The organism is Bradyrhizobium sp. NBAIM14 (assembly GCF_020193895.1).
GTDB lineage: Bacteria > Pseudomonadota > Alphaproteobacteria > Rhizobiales > Xanthobacteraceae > Bradyrhizobium > Bradyrhizobium yuanmingense.
This window is the reverse complement of sequence record NZ_JADYVQ010000013.1, coordinates 50,641-73,225: the sequence shown is the minus strand read 5'-3', so window position 1 is coordinate 73,225 and position 22,585 is coordinate 50,641. Positions and strand designations below refer to the sequence as shown.

At 58.3% G+C, this 22,585-nt stretch carries 18 protein-coding genes and 2 pseudogenes; 10 read left to right on the top strand and 10 right to left on the bottom strand.

Features of this window, described 5'->3' with window-relative positions; all coding sequences use genetic code 11:
• Window positions 1-798 precede the first annotated feature (798 nt).
• On the top strand, window positions 799-1,623 hold the full coding sequence (locus I6F28_RS25880; protein WP_225141758.1) for an alpha/beta fold hydrolase: 825 nt from the start codon (window positions 799-801) through the stop codon (window positions 1,621-1,623).
• 458 nt (window positions 1,624-2,081) lie between these two features.
• Window positions 2,082-4,964, top strand: a complete 2,883-nt coding sequence (locus tag I6F28_RS25875; RefSeq protein ID WP_225141756.1) for an ATP-binding protein — start codon at window positions 2,082-2,084, stop codon at window positions 4,962-4,964.
• A 159-nt stretch (window positions 4,965-5,123) separates the two neighbouring features.
• On the opposite strand, the gene I6F28_RS25870 is transcribed toward I6F28_RS25875, so the two are convergent.
• The 6 genes and pseudogenes from I6F28_RS25870 to I6F28_RS25845 form a co-directional block, all read right to left on the bottom strand.
• Window positions 5,124-6,041: a LysR family transcriptional regulator gene (locus tag I6F28_RS25870; RefSeq protein WP_225141754.1), complete on the bottom strand. Its 918-nt coding sequence runs from the start codon at window positions 6,039-6,041 to the stop codon at window positions 5,124-5,126.
• Between the two features lie 550 nt (window positions 6,042-6,591).
• A pseudogene (locus tag I6F28_RS25865) lies at window positions 6,592-7,056 on the bottom strand (LysR family transcriptional regulator); the annotation flags it as partial.
• Between the two features lie 252 nt (window positions 7,057-7,308).
• Entirely contained in the window at window positions 7,309-7,686 is a 378-nt protein-coding gene (locus I6F28_RS25860; RefSeq protein WP_225141752.1) for a YidH family protein, read from the bottom strand.
• Between the two features lie 121 nt (window positions 7,687-7,807).
• Window positions 7,808-8,383 (bottom strand): isochorismatase family protein, encoded by a 576-nt coding sequence (locus I6F28_RS25855; protein WP_225141751.1) that lies wholly within the window; start codon window positions 8,381-8,383, stop codon window positions 7,808-7,810.
• A 193-nt stretch (window positions 8,384-8,576) separates the two neighbouring features.
• Window positions 8,577-8,978 carry a response regulator transcription factor gene (locus I6F28_RS25850; protein WP_225141749.1) on the bottom strand — a complete coding sequence of 134 codons (402 nt, stop codon included), beginning with the start codon at window positions 8,976-8,978 and terminating at the stop codon, window positions 8,577-8,579.
• 193 nt (window positions 8,979-9,171) lie between these two features.
• Entirely contained in the window at window positions 9,172-10,146 is a 975-nt protein-coding gene (locus tag I6F28_RS25845; RefSeq protein ID WP_524536119.1) for a helix-turn-helix transcriptional regulator, read from the bottom strand.
• A 271-nt stretch (window positions 10,147-10,417) separates the two neighbouring features.
• Here I6F28_RS25845 and I6F28_RS25840 point away from each other — a divergent pair, with 271 nt between their 5' ends.
• The gene (locus tag I6F28_RS25840) at window positions 10,418-12,130 is read left to right on the top strand and encodes a sensor histidine kinase (protein WP_225141746.1); all 1,713 of its coding nucleotides are present in this window, start codon (window positions 10,418-10,420) and stop codon (window positions 12,128-12,130) included.
• A 35-nt stretch (window positions 12,131-12,165) separates the two neighbouring features.
• Window positions 12,166-12,762, top strand: a complete 597-nt coding sequence (locus I6F28_RS25835) for a response regulator transcription factor (RefSeq protein ID WP_225141744.1) — start codon at window positions 12,166-12,168, stop codon at window positions 12,760-12,762.
• A 111-nt stretch (window positions 12,763-12,873) separates the two neighbouring features.
• On the opposite strand, the gene I6F28_RS25830 is transcribed toward I6F28_RS25835, so the two are convergent.
• The gene (locus I6F28_RS25830) at window positions 12,874-13,854 is read right to left on the bottom strand and encodes an alpha/beta fold hydrolase (protein ID WP_225141742.1); all 981 of its coding nucleotides are present in this window, start codon (window positions 13,852-13,854) and stop codon (window positions 12,874-12,876) included.
• Between the two features lie 161 nt (window positions 13,855-14,015).
• On the opposite strand from I6F28_RS25830, the gene I6F28_RS25825 reads away from it, so the two are divergent.
• The 5 genes from I6F28_RS25825 (at window position 14,016) to I6F28_RS25805 (ending at window position 17,970) form a co-directional block, all read left to right on the top strand.
• Complete coding sequence (locus I6F28_RS25825) at window positions 14,016-14,831, top strand: alpha/beta fold hydrolase (RefSeq protein WP_524536118.1); 816 nt, start codon at window positions 14,016-14,018, stop codon at window positions 14,829-14,831.
• Between the two features lie 31 nt (window positions 14,832-14,862).
• Entirely contained in the window at window positions 14,863-15,618 is a 756-nt protein-coding gene (locus I6F28_RS25820; RefSeq protein ID WP_225141738.1) for a cysteine hydrolase family protein, read from the top strand.
• Window positions 15,619-15,678: 60 nt separating this feature from the next.
• The gene (soxC, locus tag I6F28_RS25815) at window positions 15,679-16,956 is read left to right on the top strand and encodes a sulfite dehydrogenase (RefSeq protein ID WP_225141736.1); all 1,278 of its coding nucleotides are present in this window, start codon (window positions 15,679-15,681) and stop codon (window positions 16,954-16,956) included.
• On the top strand, window positions 16,943-17,503 hold the full coding sequence (locus tag I6F28_RS25810; protein WP_225141734.1) for a c-type cytochrome: 561 nt from the start codon (window positions 16,943-16,945) through the stop codon (window positions 17,501-17,503). The genes soxC and I6F28_RS25810 overlap by 14 nt, the downstream gene beginning before the upstream one ends.
• A 62-nt stretch (window positions 17,504-17,565) precedes the next feature.
• The gene (locus I6F28_RS25805; protein ID WP_225141732.1) at window positions 17,566-17,970 is read left to right on the top strand and encodes a DUF302 domain-containing protein; all 405 of its coding nucleotides are present in this window, start codon (window positions 17,566-17,568) and stop codon (window positions 17,968-17,970) included.
• A gap of 302 nt (window positions 17,971-18,272) precedes the next feature.
• Here I6F28_RS25805 and I6F28_RS25800 read toward each other — a convergent pair whose 3' ends face one another.
• A complete protein-coding gene (locus I6F28_RS25800; protein ID WP_225141731.1) occupies window positions 18,273-18,650 on the bottom strand; it encodes a nuclear transport factor 2 family protein in 378 nt (125 codons plus the stop codon).
• A 215-nt stretch (window positions 18,651-18,865) separates the two neighbouring features.
• The gene (locus tag I6F28_RS25795; RefSeq protein ID WP_225141730.1) at window positions 18,866-19,840 is read right to left on the bottom strand and encodes a helix-turn-helix domain-containing protein; all 975 of its coding nucleotides are present in this window, start codon (window positions 19,838-19,840) and stop codon (window positions 18,866-18,868) included.
• A gap of 429 nt (window positions 19,841-20,269) precedes the next feature.
• Between I6F28_RS25795 and I6F28_RS25790 the strand changes: the two genes are divergently transcribed.
• Window positions 20,270-20,569 carry a hypothetical protein gene (locus I6F28_RS25790; protein ID WP_225141729.1) on the top strand — a complete coding sequence of 100 codons (300 nt, stop codon included), beginning with the start codon at window positions 20,270-20,272 and terminating at the stop codon, window positions 20,567-20,569.
• Between the two features lie 45 nt (window positions 20,570-20,614).
• Here the strand turns inward: I6F28_RS25790 and I6F28_RS25785 are convergent.
• A pseudogene (locus tag I6F28_RS25785) lies at window positions 20,615-21,500 on the bottom strand (LysR substrate-binding domain-containing protein).
• Between the last annotated feature and the right edge of the window lie 1,085 nt (window positions 21,501-22,585).

Genomic DNA, 22,585 nt, shown 5'->3' with positions numbered 1-22,585 from the left:
ATGCTCGATCGTTCAGAAGCTATTGCTGATTCGAAAGCAGACTCCGGTGTCAGGAGTAGCGATGAAGGGTGTCGGTTTGGCCAATGAGACCAGACGCAGAGTTGTGCGACAGACAAGTAAGAGAACGCTACGGATGAGGATGTGCCCAGTGGGCTGCGGCGTACAGTGCCGCCTTTGCACGGCAGCCTCAGTCTTCGCTGCACATGATTGTGATGATCTCAGATTGAACAACCATGCTTCTCGCATGCGCCTGTTGTAGCGGGACGAATGTGCCAATATCTCGCGCGGTGTCTACACGATGACCTGAACATGTTTGGTTCTCGGGGGCAGGCTGCGCTGCGGAGGGGTGATCTCTGGCTTGATGATGGGGCGAAGACCATCCAGGCGCTGCCGCTTTTGGAGCCAATCAACAAGAGAGCCGAGCACACGTGTGCTCGGAGATCGATGACGGCTTTGCCGGAAGCAGGCAAATGTGCATCTGGGGCTGCACCGAATGCAGCGGGCCAGTGCAGCGTGCATTGGAGGCTTGCGGGCGTGGTCGTCAGGACGTCGTCGATCCGTCCGCACGACAGGTCTCGATACGGTGAGTCGAGCGATTTGTCGCGCACCCATTAGAAAGGCGTAGAAAAAATGATCAGATCCCATGCCACGGACAAGGTGAGATCGTACATCAAGGCACGAACTCGGGCGGACACGGAATCACCGGGGAGAGCGAGCTGCGGATCGCACAAGCGGTGGACCGGCGGCAGGGGTTGCGGCATTTTACGCATCTACCGAGTATTGACCGCTCTCCTCGTCATGGCGTTCGCGCCCGGGGTCTCCGCCGAGGAGCTATGGAGAACATTACCGCCTACTCCGGCGCCTATTGGTTCTGATCATGGCGGCAGCATCGAAATCAACGGCATCCATCTGTTCTATACGGAGATCGGGGTCGGCCCGCCCGTGGTTTTGCTGCACGGCGGGCTCGCAAACTCCGACTATCTTGCCGACCAGGCCCGTGCCCTCGAGAGTTCTTACCGGGTCATTCTAGTCGACAGCCGCGGCCACGGGCGCAGCACACGAGACCAACGGCCCTTCAGCTATGATCTCATGGCGGATGATGTTGTTGCACTGCTGGACCATTTGCGAATCGGCAGAGCGGCAATTGTCGGTTGGAGCGATGGTGGGATCGTCGGGCTTGATCTGGCAATGCGCTATCCCGATCGGGTGACGCGCGTCTTTGCGTTCGGTGCTAATACCAAGACGTCTGGCCTTCAGGACGACTTTGCCAATAACCCGGTATTTGCGGCCTACATGGCGCGTGCGGGGAGGGACTATGCGCGACTTTCTCCTACTCCGAACGAATATGCCGCGTTTCAGGAGCAGATCGACAAGATGTGGCAAAGCCAGCCGAACTGGGACGATGCGCAGCTCCGCACCATCCACGCCCCGGTCTGGGTGGTTGACGGAGAGCACGATGAAGGAATCAAGCGGGAGCATACGGAATACATGGCAGCGACCATTCCGCGTGCAGGGCTGTTGATCCTCCCAAACGTCAGTCATTTTGCCTTCTTGCAAGATCCGTTATTCTTCAACGATGCGATCAAGCGCTTCCTTGCAGGCGACCTGGAGCGCCAACGATAGAAGACGTACTGACCACATTGCTCACCGGTTGTGGAGAGGTCATGGCGCGGCTGGGAGCGTCAGCGAGTTCGTTCAGTTCAAAGCACCTATCGGCGCCGCACGCTTCAATGATCCCGCGGCTGTAGATTGGCGGTCGGAAGGAAGCGATTGAAGGCATCGACATAACTGATCCTCTGGGTTGCGGAGACTTCTCGCGCTGGGGAAGTAGTTACCGACTGAGGAGGCAGCAAACGATCGTCCGCGAGCGAATGCCCTGGACGCCAACACTTCTACTCCTATTTCAGGGCACTGATATTACCTTTCCCAAGAGCAAGCGCGTTGTCCGTGACTGCTGCTGTATGCTTGGCCAGCTGTGTCGCTCGCGGCGAGCGATATGCGAGGCGGTCAGTTGGCAAAATTGACTTGGACAAGAGGGACTCAAGCACAGGGGCCCTGATTGCCTCGTCATCGAGTCGTGAATGAGTGAGATGTCTCCTGACCCTCGGGAAGTACTGAAGTTCGGACCTTACCAACTCTGGCCGCAGGAACGGCGTCTTTGTCGTGATGGTGAAGAGGTGAAGCTGGTCGGGCGTGGGTTCGACATCTTGCTGGTGCTCGTCCAAAATTCCGGAAACGTCGTGACCCGTCTGCAATTGATGGAGTCTGCCTGGTCCGGCCTTGTTGTCGACGACAGCAACCTACGCGTTCAGATCGCGGCCCTCCGGAGCACGCTAGGAGACGCGAAAGATGGTATCGAATATATCAAGACCGTGCCGCGACGGGGGTATTCCTTCGTCGCGCGGGTCGAGCGTGAGGAGACGCTGAGTCGAGCGTCGTTCGGCCTTCCGACCGATTCCATCCAGAACTGCTTCCGAACCTTCCCGTCGGCGTTTCGTAGGATTATCGGCCGTGCGGACGACATCGCAGAAATTTCTGCGTCGCTGCATACCTCACGATTTGTCAGCGTCGTTGGGGCAGGGGGGATGGGCAAGACGGTCGTTGCGATCGCGGTTGCTCACGCGCTGATGGGGGACTTCGACAACCAAGCAATCTTCGTTGATTTGAGCATCGTCACTAGCGAAGAATGTGTCGACGTCGCGATTGCCGCCGCATTTTGCCTGACCACCCAGTCGGGCGATGCACTGGGCGAAGTGATCGCCCATATAGGAAACCGTCGGTTGCTGATGGTGCTCGACAATTGTGAACATGTCATCGGGGCGGCATCGGCGGCGGCCGAGCGCCTCTTCGCCGGAGCACCAAATCTATTCATTTTGACGACAAGTCGCGAAGGTTTGCGCGCTGAGGGTGAGAATGTTTATCGCCTGGAGGGCCTTGCCTGCCCGCCCGATGGTGCAGATCTCGGCGCTGATCAGGCGATCGAGTGGCCTGCGATTCAGCTTTTTATGGAGCGCGCGGCGGCTAACGGTCATCGGCGTGCCCTTGCTGACGAGGAGGTTCCATCGGTAGTTTCGATCTGCCGTCGTCTTGAGGGGATGGCGCTGGCGATCGAGCTTGCGGCAAGTCGCGCCGCCAGTCACGGCATCATCGGCACCAGCGAATTGATGAATCACCGGTTCAAGCTGATGTGGCAGGGGCGTCGCGGTGCCGTCTGCCGTCACCAGACAATGAACGCGGTGTTGGACTGGAGCTACAATTGTCTTGGCAGGGCGGATCAGTTGGTGCTTGCCCGCCTATCGATCTTTGTCGGTTCAATCACTGTGCGCGTTGCAGAGGAAGTCGTTGCCGACGACCGCATTGATCCGCTCGAGGTCGTCAATTCATTGGTCGGGCTCGCGGAAAAGTCATTGATTAGCGTCGATGGAACGAACGGCGAGGTTCGATATCGTCTTCTGGACATGACTAGGACATATGCTGCGGCGAAGCTCGCGGAAAGCGGAGAACACGCGTCTGTCGCTCGCCGTCACGCCAGTTATGTCGTCAGCCGTCTCATAGCAGTTCAACGATCGTGTCAAACAGGGGAAAGTCTCGTTCAGGAGGATATTGTCAGTCTCATGGGCAATTTGCGAATTGCCTTGGATTGGTGCTTTTCAAATCGGTCGGAACGCAGAACGGCCGTCCAACTGGTTGTTCGAGCCGTCCCCCTTCTACTTCGGCGCTCTCTTCTCGAGGAATGTAGAAAATGGTGCGAGTGGGCGCTCCACCTCCTTTGCGACTCTGAACGCGGTTCCGAGATCGAGCTTACTCTATGGGAAGGGCTCGCCGTTTCCGAGATGTTTACGCGGGGTAATCGAGAGGAAACGCGACATTCGATCGAGCGGGGCCTGTCGCTCGCCAAAGCGCTGGAGAGCGATGAACAGGAACTCCGCCTCTTGTCGGCAATGCATATCTTCCGGGCGCGCATCGCAGACATTCATGGAATGAAAGAGGTATCGCGCCGAGCGATGGAGCTTGCTGCGCGAACCTCTCGCGATGATCTGTTGGCGATGACTGAATGGATGCAGGGGACCACCTGTCACTTGGGCGGCGATCAGGTGAATGCCCAGATCTATTGTGAGGCGGCACTACGGCGTTCAGTTCACATTGACGCCTCTCAGTTCAATTCGATTGGATACGACCACCGAATTCGTGGGTTGATCGTGCTGGTGCGTACGCTGTGGGTGCGCGGCTTTCTCGATCGAGCCGTGGCTCTTGCTCATGAGGTCATTATCGAAGCGAACGAGAGACAGCAGCCAGTTGCGCTGTGCATCGCGTTGATCTACACAACCACGATTGCCATCTGGTCCGAGGATCTCGATAAGGCAGGAGCGCAGATCGAACGCATTATGGCTTGCGCCGCGGACAACGCGCTTGAACCATACCATGCGGTCGCTATCGCGATGCGCGGTGAAGTCGCGGTGCTGCGCGGCAACATTGACATGGGGATAGCCGACCTGAGAGCAGCCATCTCCGTTCTTCATGCCCATCGTCACAGGGTGCTCTCGACGGAGTTCTTGCGTTCGCTCTCTGAAGCTCTCGCTGCGGACGGACTGATCGCGGAGGCGATGGAGACCCTCGATGAAGCCATTTGCCGGGCGGAATCCAGCGGAGAGTTGTATCTGCTACCCGACATGCTTCGCGCACGTGGCGAGATTATTGCAAAGGGCCCCGTACCCGATCTGGATCAGGCCGAACATCATCTGCGTCAGGCTGTGGCGGATGCGCGTTATCAGTCGGCAAAGGGATTCGAACTGCGGGCGGCGATATCCTTGGCGCGACTCGTGCTTGCGAGTGGGCGCGCCGACGACGCAGCTACGATAATTGGGAGCACAATCAGCGGCTTTGAAGAAGGGCTTGATCAACCCATTATGCGATCCGCTTACAGGCTTCTCGCAGAGGCAAACAGTTTCATCGCGAAAGGTTGAATGGTCGCGAAGGACGCCGGAACTGCTCGCTGAGCGATCCTCTTGCGATCGATCAAGCTGCCGTTCTGTCGAATGCCAAACGGGCCTGAAGACGGGGGCAGCGGTCGTGAGCGGAAGAAGTTGAGAACGCAAGGACGCAGGAATGCGCCGTGTCGTGCGTTAGGGCTGGAATGCGTCAGGATCCTGCCTCAGGAGATCTCTTAATCTGGGGACCCCGAAGTCGAGGAACGCGCGTACCCTTTTGGGCAGGAGTTGCTGACCCGCATGTACGATGCTGACCGGCCAAATCGGCAGTTCGTAGTCTTCGAGAACGACCGCGAGTCGACCCGCATGGATCTCGTGTGCAATTTGATAAGAGAGCAAGCGTGTAAGCCCCAATCCTGCGACGGCTGCATCCACTGCGGCCTCTGCGGTTGAAACCGTCAGCCGGGAGTGTACGGGAACAACCACTTGACCTTTCGGCCCCGCAAATCGCCAAGCCGCCGACGACGCGAGGTTGTCGAAGGTGATGCAAGTATGCCGCAATAGGTCCTGCGGGTCTTTCGGCCAACCGTGAGTGGCCAGATATGTCGGGCTGGCACAAGTCACACGACGAACCGAGCCGACCCTCAAGGCGATCAAGCTGCTGTCATCGAGGTCTCCGATCCGGATGGCGACATCGATCTCAGCCTCGAGGAGGTCAAGCAGCCGATCGGCGAGCACAAGCCTGATGTCGATGTCAGCGTACTTGCGCAGGAAATCCGAAACGATCGGAATGATGTGCGTGCGACCGAAGACCACCGGGGCCGCGATGCTCAATTGCCCTTTTAGATCGTGATAGACCCCCGTTGCGGTGCGTTCGGCTTCCTCGACCTGCTCGAGAATGCGCCTGCTTGCTTCGACATACAGCTGTCCCGCTTCCGTCAAGCTCAATCGGCGGCTCGTTCTGTTCAAAAGGCGTGTGTCGAGGTGAGACTCCAACTCCGCAATTCGCCGGCTGACACTGGCAAGCGGCACATCGAGCTCCTTGGCGGCGGCGGAAAGACTGCCTGCGTCCACGGTCTTCAGAAGGATCGCCATCGCACCCAGTCTATCCACGATATGGTCCTCTCCAGTTCGGCGACCTGGCGTCTCCCAGGTCGTGTTCTCCTCGGATGCAATCGCGTCGTGAACCGACAGGGGTAACCAAAGTCGCTGGAGCTCGACGAGCGGGTAATTTCTCACATGTCGACTTGGGCGCAGGCGTTGAACTTTGCAAGTCGCTGCAGCCTCGTGGAGCGGCTACTGCGCTCGGCGCAGTTGATGCCAACAGATCAAACTGGAACATCTACGGCGTGTAAGGATCGCTGGGATTCGTTGGCTATGAGAAATCTTCGTTTCATTTAGGATCACGGAGCGAGCAACGTCTACTTGGTCGCTTACTTCTGGCCCACCCCCAAAAGGATCATGCCCAACTGTATCGGCAGCAGGACAATGTTGTTTGAGGTCTGGGCTTGTGGAGGCTGTTTCTGGATGAAGGGCATTTTCTGATTGCGGCGTCCGTGTACCATCGTTTCAGGCGCGAGCGATCACTGTTCATCGCGACAACCAAATTGGACATCATACTCAAGTTTAAGTGGAGATCACTGACCGCAACCTGAAAGGAGCTGATCGGGCGAGCGACAAGATCGGAGTCGGGAAGGTTATCCCACCCTGATTCTACAATCGAAGCCTTCGCCGATCAGGTCGACGTAGCCGTCACTATAACGGACGTGGATGTTGAGTAGTGGGGGACGTCGCGCCATCTCGGCGAGCGACGGTGCGAAGTGCTGGTTGAAGGAGGATTGGACCCGCCACCCTGAGCACGCCGCGCAGATAGCCCTCCGGCAATAGTTCCTCCCGTGCGATCTCGATTCAGCGCAGACTCGTGCCGCATGCTCGCGAAAGATTACGCCCGCTTCTGTTAAAGCCGCGCCGCGCGTGTTGCGTGCCAAAAGTTCAACGCCAAGCTCGTCCTCTAGGCGGAACAGCCGCCGGCTTATAGCGGACTCGCTAGACCCAGCCTGCGGGCCGCAGCAGAAACTCCGCCCGATTTCGCCACCTCGAGGAAGGTCTGTAAGTCTTCCAATTCCATGGTCGCATTCCACCTTTTGCGACACGGCTTACTATGACGCATGGCTACCGCGCCGACAATCGCAAGACTAGCTTGGCTTAAATAAACGTGGTGCCTTTGGCGTCGTCACTTGGGTGGACGAATCAAGCGCGCCAAAAAGGAGCACGGCCCTAAAGACGATGAAATTGAAGCGCAGTTTCAAGTGCGGCAATCCGGATCACGGGGGCGCCGTTGAGATCATTCGCCCCAGGCTGGCCTGAAGGGAAACGAGAGCTATAATTGAAGGCTGATGAAGGCGGCAATAGTGGCCATGATCACGACGATCGAAACTCCAAGTTCGGCGAGTACGCCTCCAGCCGAATGAACTTCCGACGCATCGATGAGCCTTCGGATGCGCACGAATCGCCTAGTCGCGACCGCGATGAGTGACATCCCACCGAAGACCAGCAATAGACCGTCGAGGTGACCGAAAGATCTCGACCAGGGGCAGGTGTTATGACCAGGCGGGACGGCGACCCGCTGTTCGAGGCTCCAAATCAGCAGGTTGACTTTGCCGATAGCGAAACCGAATGCGATCATTGCGATCCCGGTTCGTATCCAAGCCAAGAAAGTGCGCTCGTTAGCGGAATGGTCTGAGTATTTATCAATCATCTCGCCCGACCGTCCGAGACCCGGAGCGTGCCACTCGGGCCGATATGGACTGCGGAGGAATATCGGCTGCAGTCCATGCTGAAACGCCGGGCCCTCGGAGCTCGCCTTGTTGGTCCAAACATTAATGATAGTTGAGAATTCCGCTCAGCTTGCTTCCGAGCGGCTGGGTCCAATCGACTGCCAATTCGGAGACGATCTGGTCCATTGTGGTGATGATGGCGCCCGCGTTTTCCATGCGCCGAAGCGCAATGTCGTCGCCGAATTTCGTGTAGGATGCCGATGCGTCGGCCGAAACCTGGACTTCGTATCCTTCATCAATCATCTGCAAAACGGGAAAGAGAACGCAGATTTCGGTTGTGATCCCCGCGACGTACAGCTTCGTTCGACCGGTCGCCTTGACTGCGTCGTTGAAACCCTGGTGATGCATGGCATTTACGATGCCGGGACGCCTGATCCGTGAGGCGAAAGCGTCGGGAAGAATTTCTTGGATATCCGAAAGCAGAGGACCCTGCGCATGTTCTTCCATGCTCGTCGTGAGGACTGTCGGCATGCCGGATGCCTTGGCAATTTTGGCAAGCTTTATCGTGTTCAACTTCACAAGGTTTATGTCGTGAGAGTGAGTCCAGGACATCGTTCCGAGCTGATGATCAATCAAGATCATGGCGGCCGTTTCGGGTGTGAAAGCTTTCTTGTGCATGGTTGAGTCCTTCTCCGTGAATATGATTTCCGCGGCTGAGCGATTGCGAGCGTTACGCGCCGCAATGGGACGCCGACGCAGATGCCGCCATCGGTGGATTGGGCCGATGAACTCGCGGAAGAAGAGTAGGGCGGCAGGGGGCTTCCAGGCACTCATACGCGAGTATGATGAGGCCCGTGTGTCGGGCGCGCGCTCATGCCCGTGATGGCCCCCGCCCTCTCGCGAGACAAAGACGGATGCACTCCAGCAATGCCATATGATCTACTGGCTTGCCGAAGAAGCCCATTGCGCCCTCATCAAGGGCTTGACGCTTCATAACCGGATCAGCGTACGAAGTAAGGAATATAATCGGAGTGGAGACGCCTTCCTGGTTCAGCCTGGCCTGAAGTTCGAGGCCGCTCATGCCGGGCATGCGCGCGTCCAGAATAATGCAATCTACCTTAGATCTTTCCGCCGAGACCAGGAAAGCGCGAGCGGATGCGAAGGCCCAGACCCTATATCCATGCGAAAGGATGAGGCCCTCCAGAGCTTCGCGGAACCCTCGATCGTCATCGACGAGTGCGATTGTTGCAAGTTGGTCCACACCCGCCGCCATGCTGTTAATTTGAGCAATTGCCGGCCGATGATATGGTGCAGGGCGTGGAATTCACCCATACCTTCGTCTAGCTGGAGATGCAGCATGGACCGGGTCACACGTTGCGACGCAACGGGCGTCATCTGCCGGTGACCAGGGTGAGCTGAATGCACCTCAACGCTGCGCGCCGGACGGGGGACGGACGTCCCCTAGGTTATTTCTGGTTCCGCCAGTCTCTCGGTCGCATTCCGAATCGTTGCTTGAAACGTCGCGAGAAATGGGACAGGTCGACGAACCCCCAGTCGAACGCGATGTTTCCGACGTTCTGATTGAGGGGGTCGACTTTGCGCAAATCCGCAGCAGCTCCATCGAGCCGCCGCTCCATCAGGTAGTCCGAGAAGGTCGTTCCTGTCCTGGCAAGGAGCATATGTACATAGCGCTCGCTTACGCCTGCTGCAGCCGCGACATCGACGGCCTTCAGGCCGGGCTCGTGCAGTTTCGTCTCGATTGCGCGCTTGACCGACAGCAAGGTTGCATGCGCGATCGACGTCGATTCCTTCACTCCATGGCTTTCGCGCCTCAGGCCTAGAGCGACGAGTTCAAGAAGGACCTCGAACAAGCGCGCAGCTTCGTTGGCCTCCATCGAGAAGGCCTTGGCGTTCAGCGTGCGGGCCGTCTCGGTAATCAACGATCCAAGATGAGGATCGCCGGACAATTGAACGGGCTTGATGTCGAACGCCGGTCCCAGTCGCTCGCGCAGATTATCTGCGGGCACCCAGAAAGAAGCGACCTTGATGGGCTCCGACGGTTGATGAGCAAACCTGAACGGCCGGTCGCTGTCTATGATCGACACTTGGCCGGGCGACTGAACGAAGGTGCAGCCAGCTTGTTCGACAACACTTTCGCCGGCGAGCCTGAGATTGAGATAGAAACCGCGACGGTCGGATGCCGCAACGTCGGCTCGCGAGCGTATCGTGGTGTGCGCCGGAAATTGGACGCGATTCAGCGCACCATTTCCCAAGCCGATACTCTGGCCGTTTGCAGAAAACTCAATGCCGGAGGGACACTCGGGCGTTACTCTCATGAAGGCTTGGCAGATCGCCTCGCGGTAGTAAGCAAACCGTTCTGACGGCTTGACGGCGGCTGTCGTCCAGCTTCGATGAAGGAGATCTCCAGATTTCCCAGGCAATTTTTCACTCCCAGAACAATTAGCTTCGGTCCTGGCCAAGCAGGAATTCGCGATGACGTTCATGCTCTTGGAGGTACGCATGGGATGATCTCGTCGTTACACCTACCACGAAATGCCTAAACTTGCAGATAAGCGGTATTTTGATACCGATACTTCCACGGAGTTCGATGCCTCCGGCGACCCCGGCAGGTGGGCGGCAAGCTTACAGGCTGCCAAACCTCGCCGGGAGCCCAACCGCAACAGGTGTCGCAGCCCCTGGCAATACACAAGTTTGCTGTGGGCGGCCGGACTTGCCGCTGCGGCGTTTTATCTCGATCTGATCGTGGGCCACACCGCGAGCCCGATCCTTCTCTACCTTCTCGCGCAGCTGCTCGTGACTTCGCGCAATGGACGAGAGACTGGGCTGGTCGGGATCAGTGCAATAGCTGCACTGCTGACGATTGCCGCCTTCGTCGTGAACGCGCGGACGGCTGCCAATTGGGCAGGGGTCGTGCGGCTCTCAGAAGAGCTCATCGCTCTTGCGGTCGCGGGTCTGCTTCTTTCAAGAATCGCCGCAGCACGGCAGGCGTGCGAGTGGAGGTATGAGTCAATCTTCACGCGAAGCCGATTTCCGATTCTGGAGGTCGACTTTTCGCCCGCGCTGCCCTTCCTGGACAACCTCAAGGCCAGGGGCGTGGTCGACGTGGTGCAGTTCAGTCGCGAAACGCCCGGTTTCTTGTCCAATTTGAAGGAGAATGTCCGCCTGCTCGACATGAACGATGCGATGTTCGTTCATTTCGGCATGAAGCCGGGCGTAGATTTAATTCCGAGAACGATTGCTTCAGTTGCCGTCGACGACGATTGCCTGCTCGAACTGTTGCAGGTGATGTGGACCGGCAAGGAATACTACGACGGTGGTGGCCGCATCACCAGGGTCGACGGCAAGAAAGTGGATGTCATTCTCGGCGCTTCAATCAATCTGAAGGGGGCTGGCGCCGGATCCGTGATCGTGACGCTGGTCGATGTCAGCGCAAGGGAGGCGGCCAACAACGCCCTGATGGCGGCAAACGCCGAGTTGGCCCGGGCGACTCGCGTCGCGTCCGTCGGAACGGTGTCGGCAGCGATTGCGCATGAACTCAATCAGCCGATCGGCGCGATCCTTCTGAATGCCCAGACATGTCTCCGCTATCTGCGTCGCGAAGTACCCGACGTCGGCGCGGCCTTGTCGGCGGCCGAACGGGTGGTCCGCGAGGGGGATCGAGCAGCCGACATCGTGCGGGAGACCAAAGAACTCGTCGCGGGGCGACGAAGGCGGCCCGCGCCACTCGGCGTGATCGGCTTGATCGAAGACGTTCTGGAACTCCTCGCTCAGGACATTGCCGATGTCGGAGCCGAATTGTTGGTTAACAAGCCCACCACCGAAGTTTGGATCCTTGGCGATCGGGTGGCCCTGCAGCAAGCTTTGGCCAATCTCGTGTTGAACGCCGTGCATGCACTGCGCGAGCAAGGGATTGGTCAGCGAAGGCTCATCGTCGCTCTGGCTCACTCCGAGGGGTGCGCGACCATCAAGGTCCGTGACACCGGACTTGGTATATCCGAACAGATCTTCAACCGAATCTTCGATTCCTTCTTCACGACGAAAGAAGAAGGGACCGGAATGGGTTTGATGATCAGCAAATCCGTGATCGAAGCCCACGACGGCACCTTGAGGGCCCGCAATTGCGAGGGTGGCGGAGCTGAATTCGGGTGCACATTGCCTTTGTGGATTCGTGCGGTGGATGAGACGCCCCAATCGGCGACGCCGGAGCGATCCGAGGCAAATGGTCGCGGTGTCGACGCTGACCCAACTATGCAGCAGCCGTCACCCGGAAAACTGCAGCCCCTTGGTTCTCGTAGGGAACATCAGGAAGCTGGGCGGCAAGCAATGACGGTCGGGCCCTTTCGATCGGGTTCCGATGAGCATGCGGATCGAAATCAACCCGGAGGTCGAAGGGACGAATGGTGATTACTGCTTCTGCCGGGCGGAGTGAGGCTCCGTCCGTGCATATCATCGACGACGACGAAGGCTTCCGTGTTGCCTTGGGCGAACTGTTGATATCGGAAGGGCACAACGTGCGCCAGTTCAGGGCCGCGGAGGAATTCATCAAATCTGGAAACGCGCGGTCACCCGGCTGCCTCGTCCTCGACGTCTGTTTGCCGGACGTGAGTGGGATCGATCTGCAAAGGCGTCTGATCGATTCCGGAATACTGATGCCTGTCGTCTTGATGAGCGGCCAGGGCGATATTCCAACGACGGTGCAGGGCATGAAGGCGGGAGCAGTGGACTTTCTGCCCAAGCCGTTTGACGATCAGCACCTATTGAACGCCGTGACTTCGGCTCTCTCTCTCGACGCAGAGAATCGTGCTCAGGAAAAAGAGTTCGCCGATCTCAAGGAGCGTCTGAGCAGCCTTTCGGCCCGCGAACGCGAAGTCCTTTCTCATGTCGTGGAGGGGCAAATGAACAAGCAGATCGCGTTCAAAATGGCCATTAGCGAGATTACGGTCAAAATTCACCGCAGCAACGTCATGAAGAAGATGGGTGCCCGCTCGCTGGCTGCGCTCGTGAGAATGACAGAAGCTCTCCGCAACAGGTCCTGATACGTATTCTATCACGACCTACAAGGTGATCTGAGCGGTTGAACCGGCTACGGCTTGCTTCCGAGGCGCTTGAGCGCGGGATTACCGCGCTCAAGCAGGTTTGGATGGCCGTCATCGTTCCGTGTTGGCCACATGTCGATCGAGAAAGCTTCTGATCAGCGGCGCCATCTCGTCCAACTTGTCCTCGAGGGCAAAGTGCCCTGTGTCGAGAATGTGCATCTCGGCCTTGGGAAGATCACGGAGGTAGGGATGGGCACCCTCCTCAGGGAAGATTTTGTCGTTCTTTCCCCACACGATCAGCGTGGGCGGTTTGCGCTCGCGGAAGTATGCCTGAAACTTGGGGTAAAGGGGCACGTTGGTGCCGTAATCCTTGAAGAGATCGAGCTGGATGTCTTTGTTGCCCGGTCTGTCAAGCCCGGCTTGGTCATGCACCCAGTTGTCCGGGCTGATCCGCGTCAGATCCTTCACGCCGTCGGTGTACTGGAATTTGGTCGTCTCGAGCTTGACTAGGCCAGCCAGCGCCTCGCGATTCTTCTCCGAATTATCACCCCAATAGGTCTTAATCGGGTTCCAGAAGTCACGCAAACCCTCTTCATAAGCGTTGCCGTTCTGAACGATCAGAGCGCTAACCCGGTCCGGATGCTTGAGGGCGAGCCGATAGCCGACCGGCGCTCCGTAGTCCATGACGTACATCGCGTATTTATGGGTCCCAAGCTGTTGCATCAGCGTGTCCACCATGTCGGCGAAGTGGCCAAACGTGTACGCGAACTTTGTGTGATCTGGCGCGTCGCTCTCACCGAAGCCAGGATAGTCCGGAGCGACGACATGGTAGCGATCGGCCAGCAAGGGAATGAGATTGCGGAACATGTGCGAAGACGTCGGAAAGCCGTGGAGCAGAAGCACGACCGGGCCGTCGCCCGGACCGGCTTCACGGTAGAACATTTTCACGCCGTCGATAGTCTTTGAACGGTAGTGCACGGTGACCGGTGGCTTGAGCACCGCGCGGTCCTCCTTGGCGTATGTCGGGCCGATGAGGCCCGGCGATACGAAGCCCACGATCGCGATGAGCGACAAGAGCAGCAGCTTTTTCATAAGTTCTCCTTTGGAAGTGCTGGTCAACAGAACCGAGGACAGTCCAGTCGGTGCTCGGTCGCAAGCATTCCTAGGTATGATTGGGCTGGAGCCGGCGCTGATCCATACTGCCCTGACTACTTTGCAGGCGATTGACGGAGGCGATCTTGAACACTTTGACCATGAGCGATGGGATCAATCTCTTTTACAAGGATTGGGGTCCCAAGGACGCTCCGCCCATCTTCTTCCACCACGGATGGCCTTTGAGTTCTGATGAGTGGGACCCTCAGATGCTTTACTTCCTGGAGAAGGGATTTCGCGTCATCGCCCATGACCGCCGCGGGCACGGGCGCTCGTCTCAGACAGACGCGGGAACGGACATGAACACTTACGCTGCGGATGTCGCGGCGCTCGTCGATCACCTCGATTTGAGCGGCGTGGTTCACGTGGGTCACTCGACCGGAGGCGGCGAAGCTACACGATATGTTGCCCAAGCCAAGCCTGGGCGAGTTTCGAAAGCGGTCCTTGTCGGCGCGATTCCGCCGGTGATGCTGAAGAAGCAGAGCAACCCGAACGGATTGCCCAAGGAGGTTTTCGATGGCCTGCGCGACGCGCTCTTTGCCAATCGCGCTCAATTCTATCTCGATATCGCTCGCGGTCCGTTCTACGGCTTCAACAGAGCAGGTGCCAAGGTCTTGGAAGCGGCAATTTGGAACTGGTGGCGTCAGTCGATGATGGGGGCGGCGAAGGCGCAGTACGACTGCATTGCGGTCTGGTCGGAAACCGATTTCACCGAGGATCTGGCGCGCATCGACGTGCCGGTTCTGGTTATGCACGGCAATGATGACCAGGTCGTGCCGATCGCGAATTCGGCGCTGCTGAGCGTCAAGCAGTTGAAGCAAGGTGAGCTCAAGGTCTACGAAGGATTTCCACACGGCATGTTGACGACGAACGCCGACAGACTGAATGCCGACATATTGGCATTCATTCAGAAGTAGAGATGGCGCGAGTATTTTGAAGGGGAATTCCATGCCACCAGACCTTAAGCGTTACGCCGATCCGGCCAATCCTGCGCTTCCACACGTACCATTCGCGTTGGATGTTTCGCGGGCGGCGCTGGTGATAACCGACCCCCAGATCGATTTTCTGAGTCCGAAGGGTGCTGCCTGGGAGGTGTTCAAGGACAGCATTACCGAGCTCGATACAGTGAACAATCTGGGGCGCCTCTTCGTGGCGGCGCGAGATGCAAATCTGCCGATCGTCATATCGCCTCACTACTATTATCCGCACGATCACCGATGGAGCTTTGCTGCGCCAGGCGAGGCACTTATGCACAAGCTCCGCATGTTTGATCGGCCAGGCCCGTTGTCCGTGGACGGATTCGTCTGTTCGGGAGCCGATTGGCTCCCGGAGCTCAAGGATCTCATTGAGGATGGCCGGACAATCGTGTGCTCGCCGCACAAGATCGCCGGACCGCAGACCAACGATACCATCTTCCAGTTGCGCAAGCTCAAGGTGGATCAGGTGATTCTGGCAGGCATGGCCGCGAACTTCTGCGTAGAATCGCACCTGCGGGACTTCGTCGAACATGGATTCGAAGTCGCCGTCGTACGCGATGCGACTGCAGGAAGCAGGATCCCGGAGGGTGACGGCTATTCGGCAGCGCTCCTGAACTTCAGGTGGCTGGCGAACGCATTGTTGGCTACCGACTCTGTCGTAAGGATGCTCGGCGCAAGCGTGCACGGTTCGAGCGCCGAGGGTACGTCAGACCATACCTCGGTATAGTTTCGCAAGCTCGTGCAGACCGACAATGTCTGACGGGGCCGTGTAGAGCGAGGGATAAGGATGTCGAGCAAAGATCAATCGCCCGCGTGGGGCGGGCTGGACAAGATGTCCGATCTGTCTCGCAGGAAGTTCATCGCCGGTTCGGCAGGAGTCGCCGGGAGCATTGTTTCTACTCGCGCTGCCGCAGAGTCCCTTGCCGATGTGCCTCCACGGGAGGTCGGAGCCGATCTGGGCGCCCGCAGCGAACGTTCCAAATATGTCACCCTGGCCCGCATTCCCGAAGCTGGGCCTGGCAAAAGGAACGTCGATCCGAGCGATGCGATCAACTCCAAGACGCCGCTCGATAAGCTCTACGGCAGTATCACTCCGTCGGATCTACATTACGAGAGGAGCCATTCAGGCGCGCCGGACATCGATCCTGTCAAGCATCGATTGCTGGCGGATGGCATGGTTCGCAAGCCGTTGGTGTTCACGGTCGAAGATCTGAAGGCTATGCCGTCGGTCACTCGCACGGTCTTCATTGAATGCACCGGCAACGGTTGGGAGAACTGGAAGAAGGCGGACGAAAGTCTCAGCGTGCAGAACACCCACGGTTTGGTCAGCACGAACGAGTGGACTGGAGTTCCCTTGAGGTTCCTAGCCGAGCTGGTCGGCCGTGAAAGAGACGCCCATTGGTTGCTTGCAGAAGGTGGAGACGCTGCCGGTGTTGCTCGCAGCATTCCGCTCACCGACGAAATCCTGGACGAGGCCTTCGTCGCTTACGGGCAGAACGGCGAGCCGCTACGCCCGGCCCACGGCTTTCCGATACGACTGATCATGCCGGGATTTGAGGGCAACCTGAACATCAAATGGCTGCGCCGTCTCAAGTTCGGCGATCAGCCTTGGATGACCCGATGGGAGACGGCCAGATACACTCAGCTACGTCCGGACGGTAGGGCGACCCAGTTCCAACTCCGGATGGAAACGAACTCGGTTATCACCTCTCCTTCCGGAACCATGGTGATCCGCCCTGGCTATCAGCGTATCACGGGCCTTGCTTGGAGCGGCCACGGCAAGATCGTCAAGGTCGAGGTTTCTGCGGATGGGGCAAAGAGCTGGAAGGAGGCGAAGCTCAATCTTCCCGCTCTTCCGAAGGCTCAAACCCGGTTTCAGATAGACTGGGTCTGGGACGGAAAGCCAACCAAGATTGTCAGTCGGTCTACCGACGAGAAGGGCAATGTTCAGCCGGATCGGAAATCGTTCATCGCCGCGGTGGGCACGAACGCGCTGTTTCACTACAGCGCGCAACAGACCTGGAGCATCGACGACAAGGGGAAGGTCCGCAATGTCCTGGATTGATCGAGCGCTCCTGGCTTGTGGTGCACTCGCGCTCGTGACGCCCGTTCTCGCCCGCGACCCCGTTATCAGCTACGATTTCGGCCGCCCGGCGACGCCACAGGAGATCGCCTTGTGGAACATAGACGTCAGGCCTGATGGAACCGGATTGCCGCCAGGGAGCGGGACGGCAGCCCGCGGCAGACAGGTTTTCGCGGAGAATTGCGCCGCTTGCCATGGTGAGAACGGCGTCGGTGGGATCAAGGATCGTCTTGTCGGAGGGCAGGGAACGCTGGCATCCGATGCTCCGGTGAAGACCGTCGGCAGCTACTGGCCCTACGCAACCACGCTATTCGATTACATCCATAGGGCAATGCCCTACCAGGCTCCTGGTTCGCTCAGCAACGACGATACCTATGCGGTGGCGGCTTACATCTTGAGCTTGAATGGCATCGTGGCAGCGGATGGCAAGCTCGACCGGGAGAGCCTGCCAAATGTCCGGATGCCCAACAGGAACGGGTTCGTGCCCGATCCGGCATTCGATCCGGCGAAGCTGTTCAAGACGAAATGAGGGCGAATTTCTTCGGAGCCATCCTCTGTATCGTTGGTCTCTTGTTATCTGGAGTTAAGTCGATGTCGGCAGACGGAATTATCACCTTGTCCAGCAGCTTCGGTGCTGCCGAGACCATGAGGCGGCTTGAAGCCGAGGTCAAAGCAAGGGGCATGACGGTGTTCGCCCACATCGATCACGCCGAAGGTGCTGCCGCGATCGGGCTTCCATTGAGGCCGACCGACCTCCTTATCTTTGGTGCCGCGAAGGGAGGTACACCTTTGATGCAGTCTCAACAGACTGCCGGCATTGATCTTCCTTTGAAGGCTCTCGTCTGGCAGGACGAAAACGGGACCACATACGTTTCCTACAACGATCCTGCATTCATCGCCCGCCGCCATAGCCTTGCCGACAACACAAAGCCAGCAGTAGAGGCAATGTCGAACGTGTTGAAGTCGATCGCGAACAAAGCGACTACGCGCCCTTAATGACCGGGGCCGCGCGACAAGTGGCTTGAGCACTTCAAGGCCGATTTCGGCTGATCAGGAGCAGAGCTTGATGCCGGACGTTCGGCTCGGCGCACGACTACGCAAACGTCTCCGGACGACTTAGAATCTGATTGATGTTGGTCGCAGGTCGGCGGCCCTATTCCGTCGCGGGCGCTGCCCTCGTTCTTGTCTCGGTGAGCCTGCAAGGGGCAAGAACGACGCTGCCTGCGAGCGACAGAATCCGAGGAGAAACCCAGATCGACTGGCCTCCGGTCAGGATGCGATCGATCGGGGTGGTCGTCTCAATCCTTGGAAACCGTGGGGTCGAGGAAAACGTAGAGCGATTGGATGCGTCCAGCCCTGAAATGTGCGACGTCGGTCCCGCTTGCGGCGGCTGGCCCATCCGGGACACCAGCGCGCCAACGTAGCCGAGCTACCTCGTGGTGACCTGTTGCCGGGCCAATGGGAGTGAAAACAAACTCTTTTGGCAGGGTTGTGAGAAGGTTCGAAACTGTGGCACTGATTGCTTCTGCACCGATAGCCTCGTGGTCCGGCTCGTAAACGGCCGCGTCTTCTGCATACAGCTCGCGGATTGCCGCCATCCGTTTGGCGACATCCCTCTCGCCGAAGACACGCACGATGTTCGCCCTCATCAATCGGTCGTAGTCTGCGTTTTCCATCACCCGCTCCGGGTAGGACCAAGCGACGCTTGCTTGGTCTTCATCTTGCCTGGCGGCAAAGGTAGCTGCTGAGCCGACGCAGCCATCTATACATAGGTATAGGCAGCCGCCCGAATCCAGCCGTCGGAGGGAAAAGTGCGAAGCGGTTTCGGAAAGATCATGCGCAAACAACAGCAGAAAGCGCGATGACGATTCATCCCAAATCTCATCGCGCTTTAGGGGGTACGCCAATCGCGTGGGCGCATCCCAAATCGCTTCCTAAAATTACGAGTGAAATGAGATAGATCGGCAAACCCCCATTCAAATGCAATTGCTCCGATATCGGCGGACGCGAATTCGGGAGCGCGCAAACTCGCGGCTACGCTGTCGAGACGCCGCTGCATGACATGATCGCGAAAGGTCGTGCCGGCTCGCGCGAAAAGCATATGCACATAGCGCTCGCTGATGCCGACTGCGGCGGCGATATCGGAAACCCTCAGTCCCGGCTTGTTCAGCCGAACTTCGATCGCGCGCTTGACGGCGAGGGTGGTTGCGTCGGCGACTGACGACGACTCTCGTATGGTCGAGCGGCTCTCACATGACAGCGCTAGGGCAACAAGGTCAAGCAGAGCCTCGAACAATCGTCCGGCATCATCGGGGGACATCTGAAGCGCGTGGAGGTTCAAGGTGCGCGCCGTCTCGGTAATCAGTGGACCCACATGTGGATCGTCGGAGAGCCGAGCCGGTTTGATGTCGAATGACGGTTCGAGCCGCTCGTAAAGTGCCTCTGCGGGCATCCAGAACGAGGTGACGCTTGTCGATCGTGCCGGGTGGTGGGTCAGCGAAAACGGGCGATCGCTATCGATGAGGCAGACTTGTCCTGGCGACGCCACCATGTCGATACCGGCCTGCTGAACCAGGCTACGCCCGGCAAGCCGGTAGTTCAGATAAAACCCGCGTCTATCCGCCGCCTTAACATCGGCAATGGTGCGTAAGGTCCTATGCGGAGGATAAACGACAACCCTATTGAGCGCACCGGTACCGAGAGCAATACTTTGGCCACTCGCCGAGAACTCGGGTGCCGCGGGGGCCTCCGGTGTCATTTTCATGAAAGCTTGACAGACCACTTCGCGATAGTAGGCGAAGCGCTCGGTCGGCTGGACCAGATTGGTCGTCCAGTTCTGAGCGCGGCTGTGGTTCGTCTTATCCATTGCTTCTGTCGCAAACCGATATCACTCCGCCCCAGCCAAGCGGTGAGAACATGTTTCGGTTCATGGTCGAGATTTCTACTTTGTGCCTGCGTCAGCCCGGTCATGTCAAGCGATTCCGATCTGGCAAAAAGCTCCCGACCGAGGAGGCCACCCCTCCCGGTGCGGCAGCCTTCAGACTGAGAAGTGACGGAATCGTGTCTGCGCGATCATCCATCGAAAGCAGCCTTTCTGCGCCAGCGCCACTAAAGCGCAGCGGCGAGCTGTCCCGGTCCCGTCTCAAGTCGATAATTGTTGCAGTTTCGACAGCAATGAACTGTTGAGATCGATCGTTCCGGCCGGCCGCGGGACGGGGCATCGTTGTGAACAGACAGAGCAACCAGCGGCGCCACCTGATGCAGAGGACAGCCGCATCAAAGGATGGAGACAGAAATGTCTGAAACTGACATGACGCAAGAACGTAAATTCGGCATTGGTGCCATTGCGACGATCGGAGTCCTTTTTGGATTGCTGCTGTTTTCAATCGTAGTCGCCATGCTGGGCTGGACGTCAGCAGGCGATGTCCGGATGTCGCTGGACGGTTGGATCGCATTGGCACTCGGGACGTTCTTTTCGCTTCTGGTCGGAATTGGCCTCATGGGGCTGGTATTCTACAGCAGTCGAACCGGACACGATGAGGCTGTCGTCGTCCACGTGCAGAATACGACGGAGGCCCGCGATCAAGAAGTTTGATCGTTCGTTCACAAAGTGGGGAGCGCGCCCAAGCCTGCCGCAGCTTCAGTTCAGGAGGCGGTTTGAGCGAAGCCGCGGTACAGCAACTTCAAGGAACGCCTGGACCTTGGCCGGTGCATGACGACATTCCGGATGAAGCACGGGGATTGGGAGAGGGGGCTCTTCGTATTCGCCGAGAGTAGTCTGCAATTTACCTTCGACGAGCGCTGGGCCGATCTGATCGTGAAGCACCCGCGTCAATCCCAAACCGGCCTCTGCTGTGGCGATCGCGGCCTCATTTGTGTTACACTCTAGGTCCGGACCATGATACGCTCGTCACGCGCTAATCGGCATTCCGGCGAGGCCCAGGCGCTCGTGGACGTTACGATGCGATGATCCTTCAGATCTGAAGGGGTGACAGGAATACCATTCTTCTCGAAGTAGGACGGCGTTCCGCAAATCACGCGTCTCACTGTGCCGACCTTGATCGCGCTGAAGCCGGAATCCGGTAGGTGCCCGATCCGAATCGCGACATCGATCCCCTCCTCAACGATGTTCACGGCCGATCCAGGAACAAAGCTCTACCGGACATCGTTGGATGAGCGTCGAGATACTCCGTCATGATCGGTAGTACGCACATCTGCCCGAAAAGAGCGGAGGCGGTAACCGCAAGCCTGCCGGATGGCTTTGCAAGCGATCCCGCGGCCGCCGCTTCCCCGTCGACGATGTCGGACAAGATGCGACGGCAATCGTCGAAATACCGGGATCCGGATTCGGTGAGCTTGACCGAGCGGGTCGTTCGAACGAAAAATCGAATGCCAATCGTTTCCTCGAGAGCCGCAACGGCCCTGGTCACCGCCGGTGCACTCATGTGAAGGAGCCGAGCGCCTTCCGCGAAGCTCTCCGCCTCCGCGACCTTGACGAACGCACGGATCGCTTGCCAGCGATCCATAACTGTCTCTCGCTCTTTGCTTTACCTCCTGAACTCGGAGGCCCGCTTCATCTATACAATGGAATGATTGACGGCCTCGGAGGCCGGTCCTCGAAGCTTTACGCCGAAGGCACGCGCGATCTGACCAGATTGCGGCGGACGAGCGTTTAATTGTCACCGGCTGATGAGCCGGCGCCTGATGTTCATCGAGCCCCGCCGAAGCCAGCCCGAGTTCGACAAGACGCGTGTGTTCAAAGGCAACGCCCATGCGGTCCGCGTGGTCAGTTCGTCCTACGGAGCCTTGCCTATATCGCTCCGGAACGGCCGATCTCCTGGTGGATTGGGACTACAAGCTTTCGGACTGTCCGCCGGCACACGCCTGACGGAGAAGCCGGCGGTCTCGTCAGCAACCTGCGTAGCGGACCGTTCCGGATCTACGAGCCCGGCTGTCTCAGGTCCAACGGTGTAAGCTAAGATGAATTCGTCGAATGCGTCATCGCGTCCGCGGGTCTTCTTCTCGGATCTCAAGGGAGGGGGCCTTGGCACCCGAAATCGAGCCTGCAACGCATCTGCAACACCGGAGCATTAACGCATTGATTCATCATGCCATTACGCGGTTTCCTAAACCGTAGGTCGCACGTTCGAGTCATGCCGGGATCGCCAGATCTGAATCACTTGCGCGCTCCGCTCGGGGCGCGTTTTTGTTTTTGGCTGTCAAGCAAAAGCCGCCTCTCGGCGGCTCTGCTGCTACTTCGTGTAGCCTTGGGCTTTCGCGGCGCGGTGCTGCTTTTCGGGACGAGGAGCGTAGTAGGTTCCGCTTTTCAGCTCCTTTCCACACCGACGCCGGCTGCCCGCCTGTTCGTCGCTGGCGCATATCCATGCACCCGGTTTTCTATAAGCCTGGTTACATGGTGCGCGAGGTCGCTGCTTTGCTAATATGCTCGAAGCGTACCATAACAGAACCTCCCCGATCGCAATATGGCCGGGAGGGCAGTAAGCACGGACGCGTCGTGTCCGGGCTTGAGGGCTCGACTCCGCACCCGATTGTACTATGCCGGGAGTTTTCCCGGCGCAAGCTATTGATTTGATTCGCCGCGCGGATTCGA